This is a genomic window from Gluconobacter cerinus (genome assembly GCF_002723935.1).
Lineage (GTDB): Bacteria > Pseudomonadota > Alphaproteobacteria > Acetobacterales > Acetobacteraceae > Gluconobacter > Gluconobacter cerinus.
On sequence record NZ_BEWM01000023.1, the window covers coordinates 1 to 7,485 of the forward strand.

The window sequence follows — 7,485 nt, forward strand, 5'->3', positions numbered from 1 at the left end:
GGTTTCGTGGACAAAGGGTATTCACTGGAGGACTGACACGAGATTGACAAAGCCGAGGTAAGATTCCTTGGTTTTGTCGTATCGGATTGCGATGCGCCGTCAGTTCTTGAGCTTGTTGAACAGACGCTCGACGAGGTTGCGCCAGCGGTATTTTTCGCGGTCGTGCGCGATAGGATCGCGCCGGTTGCTCTTGGCGGGGATGACCGCTTCGACGTCAGCTTTCGTCAGTTCCTCACGGATGGCGTCGGCGTCATAGCCCTTGTCGGCCAGCAGCGCCTCAATCTTGTCTGCGATCATGCGGAACAGCGGACCGAAGCCCTGGATGTCGTGGGTCTGCCCTGGTGTCAGGACAAATCCGAGCGGGCGGCCTTTGGCATCGCATCGGGCGTGGAGTTTGGTGCTGAAGCCACCGCGCGATCGGCCAAGCGCCTCGGTCTCCTGATCCCCTTTTTTATGCCGACGGCACAATGATGTGCCCGGACCACGGTGCTGTCGATCATGTCGGCGGTGGCGTCGCGCTCCACTATTTCAGCCAGCGTTTCCAGCATCGCGTCGAACATGCCAGTTGTAACCCAGCGCCGATAGCGGCGGAACACGCTGTTCCACTTGCCGTATTCGTCTGGCAGGTGTCGCCACTGCGAGCCTGTCCGCGCAATCCACATCATGCCTTCGAAATAGAGGCGGTTATCCTGCGCCGGCCGCCAGTCCAATCCGTTCGCCCAACGCTGCCTCCAAAAGACAGCCTTGAATCAAGGCATGGGTCCACTGTCAACCTTTGTCCACAAAACCAAATGAACCTTCGCAAATCGAATGGCGAGCAAGTTTGAAGCAGAAGGCCAAGGAACGGTGGATTGCCAAGCACGGCAATACGCATTGAGGCCGTTTCAGGATCGCCCTTGATTAAAATGCGGCGTTGCCGTACAAACCTTTATGCACTCAGTCATAGAAACCCCGATTTTCACCAAGAGAGCAGATGCTCTTTTAAGCCGTGAAGAACGGGCGGAACTTATTAGGCTGCTTGCTGAGAACCCACGCCAAGGTGACGTTATCCCCGGAACTGGTGGCGTTAGAAAGCTAAGGTTTGCAGGGTTAAGTCGAGGTAAGAGGGGCGGCGTTCGGGTCATCTGGTACGTCGCTAGTGACCGGATTCCGGTTTATGCCCTGTTGATCTACGGCAAGAATGAGCAGGACGATCTTACGCCAGACCAGAAGAAAGCCATGACATCTATGGCCGAACGCATAAAGAGATCAGATCAGGGAGGGACTTAATATGGCAGAGCAAATGAACATTGCCGATGAACTGCTTGCCTCCATGGAGCAGGCTGTAGGTATTGCTGAAGGGACTGTGCAGCCCGGTCGTGTCTGGACGCCTCCTGAAATCAATGTTGCGAATATCCGCAAGCGGACGGGTCTGAGCCAGGCGCGTTTTGCAGCCCGGTATGGGTTTAGTGCCGCCGCTGTACGTGACTGGGAACAGAAGCGCCGGATGCCAGAAAAGGCCGCCCGCACGTTGCTGATGTTGATTGATCGTGAGCCTCAGGCTGTGGAGCGGGTGCTTATTGGCGCGCGATGCCCTTGATCATCAGTCTGACGTCGGCTCTATTGTCAGTAGAAATGAGGAAGGGGACAGCCCGGCAAGGCCATCCCCTTCAAAATCTTCGCTCCCCGGCGAAGGTGGACTTGATCCAAAGGAACTCGCAATTCCAATGGGTCCGACACTGATTTTAGTGATCCTGACGACGGGATACAAGACTAGATCAGCAGGAACAGAGACGCCTTCGCCTTTTTGAAAGGTTTGGCCCGTGTCCCGTTCCGAAGTTAAACGCTCTTTCCGTCAAACGGTTCTGAACCTGTTCCATGACGGGCAGCTATCCCATTCTGAAAAATCGGAGGGATCGAAGAACCGTTGATTGATGTGCTTGGTTCGTGATTTCAGGCTTTTGGCGATTTGATTGAGGGTTTCCGGGGCGACTTTCGCTCTGCGTTTTGAGCAGATCCCGGCCTATCGCCAGTGGGATGGCTACGCGCTCGCGTTCATCCGCTCCAGGAGGAGAAAGCGACGCATATTGTAGACGATATTGGCCAGCCCGATCCTCATGGTGGCCCGGGTGATACCGACAGTTCGGACGAACAGCCCCGTCTGCGATTTCTGATCGGCAAAGACATGCTCGACGCGGGATCGGATGACCGACTTCCCTGCATTCGATTTCTGGATATGCCGGGGCATCGGCTTGAGCTGCGGTTTTTTGCGATGAACCTTTGAGACAAAACCCTGCTTTTCCATGAAGTCTTCATTGGCTTTGGAGCGATAGGCCGTGTCTGCCCAGACGCCTGAGGCCGTATTAGTTTTATCCAGCAGCCCCTCTCTCAATCGCGCACCATCATTGGCGGCGGCATCTGTCGTCTTCCATTTCCGGATGAACCGAAACTTCCGGTCGATGGAGATATGGGACTTGTAGCCAAAGAATGGGATAGCCAGATCGCTGGAGGGCATGGTTCCATCATCCTGCCGCTTTGCCTTCGTGAACTTCAGCGTCCAGCGCGCATGACGATCCTTGTGCGACAGCTTTGCGGTTCTGTCCTGCCAGTCTTCAGGAATACGTCCTGCCCGAAGATCGGCTTTTTCTGCATTGGTGTTCCGCTGCTTTGGAGCAGCCACCAGTGTGGCATCCAGGATCTGGCCTGACATCGGTAAATACCCGGCGTTGCGCAGGGTCGCGTCAAAGCGCTCAAGAAATCTTTCAATGGCCTCTGCCTCTGTCAGGCGCTCACGGAATAGCCAGACTGTTCTGGCATCACGCACACGGTCCGACAGTCCCAGACCAGAAAAGCGCATGAAGGACAGACGATCATTTATCAGGTATTCCGTCCGCTCATCGGACAAATTGTTCAGCGTCTGAATCATCAGTATTTTGAACATCAGCACCGGATCAAACGGCGGATGGCCGCCCTTGCGTCCGTCTGAATAAGCCAGGGCCTGCCCCAGATCAGGGCGGAAGACTTCAAAATCCACAGTCCAGGAAAAGGCTTCGAGTTGATCACCAAGCCCGCTCGGACGCGCAAGCCGACCTTTAACATCAAAGAAACCGGGCTGCTTCACCATCTATCCTCCCTCCTCCCTCCCGTCATCACACCAACAATGGAATCACAGCCAACAGTTCAGAGCCAGAGGTTCTTCGAACACTCCAGATCAGAGCGCACAGTGTGATCTTCCACAAGGTATGGTCCGCCGGACACAACCTGAATGGAGAGAATGCTTGGCTCTCTGCTAACGATATCTCCGCTCTGCAGCGACAGGGCTGCATTGCCATCTGTCCAGCGGTATCTTGATGATTCCAGCTCGTGCCATCCTGACAGGTGAGACAAGGAAAAATGCGCTGTCAGCCTGACCGTCTTTCGGGATGCAAAAAGCGAGACGTCGCCAACTAGAACGCCCAGGTTGCGACGATCATCCACGAACGGTCCGATCGTGTCACTCGGACGACTGCTCCGTGAAACGAGGCTCACACTCTCAACAGCGGCCGGAATCATGAACATGACCCGATCGTTCGCCTGACGCAGCGGACGGATAATCTGCCCAAAGTTTGTCACCAGGTGCAGATCTGGATCCGTCGTCAGCTCGGGCTGAGGCGCAGCACTTGCAGCACGTGCAGCAATCGTGGCATGGATCGGCTCGACAAACGCCCGGGACGTCTCCAATGGCAGTGTTTCCGAACCAGCAGCCTTTGAACCGCCAAAGATTGCGGTCACTGTGTGGTTGTCGAACTGGCTGCGGTTCCCTGTATCGAGATAGCTCTCGGTCAGTGCGTTTTCAGCCCAGACCGCTTCATGGCTCTCCAGTTCTACATGGTAATAGGTGTAGCTGTTGATCGTGCGATCAATCAGGATCGAGACACCGTTAACCAGCATACGGGCTGGAACAAGCTTGCCCTCGAAGACCATGCAGTGTTCCTGCGTGACCAGCAGATCACGGGACGGAACGCCATCGGCGAGAGCGCCCTCGCGGATGCGGACGAGCCAGTTTTCTTCTGGCACACGCTGGTCGGCGACCGTGATGGAGCGATGACCCAGCCATTTGACGGGCATGGCGCCTTTGGGCGTCATGACCAGCGTACCCGGCACGAGGGTCTCGACGGTTGCTTCGCCGTCTGGCGTCGTGAGCGATGTGCCTTCTGCAAAGCACGTCGTGTAAATCAGGCCGCCATTACTGTCAGACGACAGGGTGTAACCGTAGCTGCTGGCGCCCGGTACATTGAGAGAGTACGTGCCGCCGGAAGTATAGAACGTGATGCCAGTGGATGTTGTAGTGACGCTGGTGACACTGGCCTGCGGAATGGAGGCAAGATCGATCGTGTCCTTAGGAGACCAGCCAGAGATTGTATTGGTTGGCATGGAGGTGCCGCTGACAACCAAACGCGCACCATCACCAGAGAGCAGGATGCTATTGCTGCCAACAGTGCCGTTGACAACCAGAGTACCGCCCGAAGAGACAACTGCCTGCCCTGCAATCGTACCGCCCGAGGCAACAGCTACAGTACCGCCATTCTGAACTGTGGGGGTGGAGATCGCGGCACCACTCAGAACATTGAAGGTAACGTTATTAGAGACGGTCCAGGTTCTGGTATCTTTAAATCCAGATTCCAGATTAACAACACCACCATTCGACGTGAAAGTTGTATTATTCGTCCCGCCGGTAGGTGTGTAAACATTCAGCGTTCCACCATCCACTACAGTGCTGGATACAACGCCACCCTGAACATTTATCGTACCACCGGAAGAAATACGCGAGCCAGACAGAACAGCGCCCGAATTAACGGTAATTGTGTTTCCGCTGGTAGCGTAATTTCCGCTGGTAGCCGTAAAGGTTACACCAGACTCCAGAATGAAGTTACCGCCAGTACCAACAATAGTCGTGCTAGTCGTATTGTTGGTGTACAGATCCAGTGTACCACCACTTATAACAAGATTGGTTCCGGCGCTTGCATACGCTTGAAGAGTAGCCGAGGCACCACTTCCAATCGTTTGGTTAGCAAGAGTTGCACCGGAAGAGACTACTAATGTAGTGCCAGCCCCCGAGAGCACACCTCCCGAAATGCTTCCTGGAGTTCGTGATCGTACCCGTTAGAATAGTACCTGACGCCGCCGTAATAGCAGCACCTGCTGCGACAGTGCCTCCGCTGATGACCGCACCGTCAGCAGCGCTTAGAACGCCGCCGCTGAAAGCGCTAACAGCAAGAACAGTTGCCCCGCTAGCGGCACTGACAGTACCGCCGCTACGAATATAGGGATTATTGGCCGTTCCACCGCCAGAAACGTAACGAATACCTCCACCCAAAATGACACCTTGGTAGGAAGAGCCGCCACTGGAAATGTAATCCTTACCACCACCACTGACCACACCGTTCCGCACGATGGCGCCCGACGAAACAAATCGCTGACCGTAGTTGTATTGGTCCTGCGTTGCACCGCCACTCGAGACGATTTCAATATCGCCAGCCGAGATAACATTCGAGGCGACTTGCCCCGAGGAAACATTATAAGTCGCCATTGCGTGTGCATCCTCAATCATCAGTCACTGAGCGGAATGTGAAAGGGTTCACGCCCTGGCCAAGTGAACTGTCCTCACTGCAATTACCCGTCAGTTTTATGGGAGCAGCGGCGGTGAGAGGAAAATGTAAACACTGCGGAAACGTGAGCTCAAGCTTTTTTTAACGGAGATAATAGGCAGAATTTTAATGTTTTATTTACGAATGAGCGACGAAACTAATCCGCAAAAAAAAGAATTGAAAACCCGTGGAATAATCACGCTTTTTAATGTGATCACATTCCAATATCAAAAGAATACCTAAGACCTGTAGGTTTTGAGATGATCTATGGTTGCAGCGATGCAGATGACGGCCATGAAGGATGTGGCGGTATTTTCGTATCGTGTAGCGATTGCTCTCCACTCCTTGAGACGTGCTCATAGGTTTTCGACCAGATGTCGGTACCGATAGGCCCATTTGGGGCAGGATACCTGCGGCTCGTTGCGTTTTGTCGGGACGAGCGGGTGTGAGCCCCTTTCCCACAGGGATTCTCGGATCTGGTTCGAGGCGTAGTAGCGCGTAGCGTACGGCAATGCGTCAAGGAGCGCCATGGCTGGGGAAAGTTCATGGGCCTGACCTAGCGTCAGGGTAAAAGGCAGGTCCTTTCCATGGCCATCTGCGGCTACGCAGACTTCGCTGTCAAAACCTCCACGCGAGCGACCAAGTGCTTCACGATCATTTTGGCTTCCTCTGAATCCCCCTTTTGGGCCGCTTCTGCCGCCTTATGATGAGTCCGAATGTTCGTACCATCAAGGAAGGCCATACCCAATGCCGGATCCTGACCCTTCACCTGTTCAAACAGAGCCTGCCAAACGCCGACCTTTATCCAACGGATGAAGAATTGAGCCACCGTCCACCAAGGGCCGAGTTTCGCAGAAATGGATCGCCACTTCGTCCCGTTCTGGTGGCGCCAGAAAGTCGCCGACAGGGTCCGTCACAGATCGCGAGGCGGGGTTTTGCCTTTCGGACGGACCGCCTCGATCACTGGTTCCCAGATCGACCACGCATCATCGGAAAATACAGACTGCATCATGCTCATCACAGATGAGCTGGGCGGTTCACTACCTATTTTAAGGCCTAACAGGCCCTAAACTAGTCATCCGAACAGTCTCCAGAACCGTCCAGCAGGGGATATCCCCCCGTTTTCTCAAAGCACAAATCGCAGGCGGCTCAGGGAATCTATAACCAACACGTCCCCAGTTCGGAAGAACGAGCCAGGCGCTTCCAATCAAGGGTTCTTTGAATTTTCGCATCGAAGTTGTATGTTTTTGATATAAATCAAAGAGATTATTGTTTTGTTTGTTAAAAGAGAACGGTCTTTGGTATTATAAAGTATAATTTTTATAACTTTATTTATACCTTTGATTTTTGGTATAATAAAGTTGGGAGATTATTTGTGTCCATAGTAATTAGTAATGGGCAGTCTGTATCTAATGTTACGGTAAATAATTACCAAGAAATAATATCATCAGGGGGTTCTGCGAGTTTTCAGACAGTTACAAACAATGGAGAGATTGTCATCCGGTCTGGAGGATCTCTTACCGAAACGGACGGTAAGAGTAACTGGATCATCGAAAGTGGCGGAAAAATTGTAGTCGAAAGCGGAGGAATAGTTTCCGGAGGAAGTATTCAATCTGGTGGAACTTATTTCGTTAGTTCTGGTGGTATTACTACAAGCGTTTCAGTTGCCAATGGCGGTGTATACCAAGGTGCTAGTGGCGCCATACTTAGTGGAACCAATAAAGTTCGCTCTGGTGGAAAACTCAGCGGTGGAATTGTTGCCAATAATGCTACCTTGGTAGTGAGTGCTGGTGGAAGCTCGGTGAATACCATTGTCGCCAGCGGAGGAGGCATTGGCGTACAAGGAACTGTGAGCAATACTCAGATTCAATCTGGCGCT

At 53.3% G+C, this 7,485-nt stretch carries 5 protein-coding genes and 3 pseudogenes; 2 read left to right on the plus strand and 6 right to left on the minus strand.

The window, feature by feature from the left end:
- Window positions 1–99 precede the first annotated feature (99 nt).
- Window positions 100–468: an IS5 family transposase gene (locus tag GCE01_RS17300; protein WP_099213648.1), complete on the minus strand. Its 369-nt coding sequence runs from the start codon at window positions 466–468 to the stop codon at window positions 100–102.
- 89 nt (window positions 469–557) lie between these two features.
- Window positions 558–710: pseudogene (locus tag GCE01_RS17375) on the minus strand (transposase); the annotation flags it as partial.
- A 560-nt stretch (window positions 711–1,270) separates the two neighbouring features.
- Here GCE01_RS17375 and GCE01_RS16135 point away from each other — a divergent pair.
- Window positions 1,271–1,579, plus strand: coding sequence for a helix-turn-helix domain-containing protein (locus GCE01_RS16135; protein ID WP_099213651.1), 309 nt, complete (start codon window positions 1,271–1,273; stop codon window positions 1,577–1,579).
- A 441-nt stretch (window positions 1,580–2,020) separates the two neighbouring features.
- Here GCE01_RS16135 and GCE01_RS16140 read toward each other — a convergent pair whose 3' ends face one another.
- The 4 genes and pseudogenes from GCE01_RS16140 to GCE01_RS16155 all read right to left on the minus strand — a co-directional run bounded on the left by GCE01_RS16140 (window position 2,021) and on the right by GCE01_RS16155 (window position 6,615).
- Window positions 2,021–3,103, minus strand: coding sequence for an IS5 family transposase (locus GCE01_RS16140; RefSeq protein WP_167386197.1), 1,083 nt, complete (start codon window positions 3,101–3,103; stop codon window positions 2,021–2,023).
- A 56-nt stretch (window positions 3,104–3,159) separates the two neighbouring features.
- Window positions 3,160–5,082, minus strand: a complete 1,923-nt coding sequence (locus GCE01_RS16145; protein ID WP_237390132.1) for a Hint domain-containing protein — start codon at window positions 5,080–5,082, stop codon at window positions 3,160–3,162.
- Window positions 5,027–5,548 carry a hypothetical protein gene (locus tag GCE01_RS16150; RefSeq protein WP_237390131.1) on the minus strand — a complete coding sequence of 174 codons (522 nt, stop codon included), beginning with the start codon at window positions 5,546–5,548 and terminating at the stop codon, window positions 5,027–5,029. Before GCE01_RS16150 ends, GCE01_RS16145 begins: the two co-directional genes overlap by 56 nt.
- Window positions 5,549–5,845: 297 nt before the next feature.
- Window positions 5,846–6,615, minus strand: a pseudogene (locus tag GCE01_RS16155) (IS5 family transposase).
- A 366-nt stretch (window positions 6,616–6,981) separates the two neighbouring features.
- On the opposite strand from GCE01_RS16155, the pseudogene GCE01_RS16755 reads away from it, so the two are divergent.
- Window positions 6,982–7,485 (plus strand): annotated as a pseudogene (locus GCE01_RS16755) (autotransporter adhesin family protein); the annotation flags it as partial.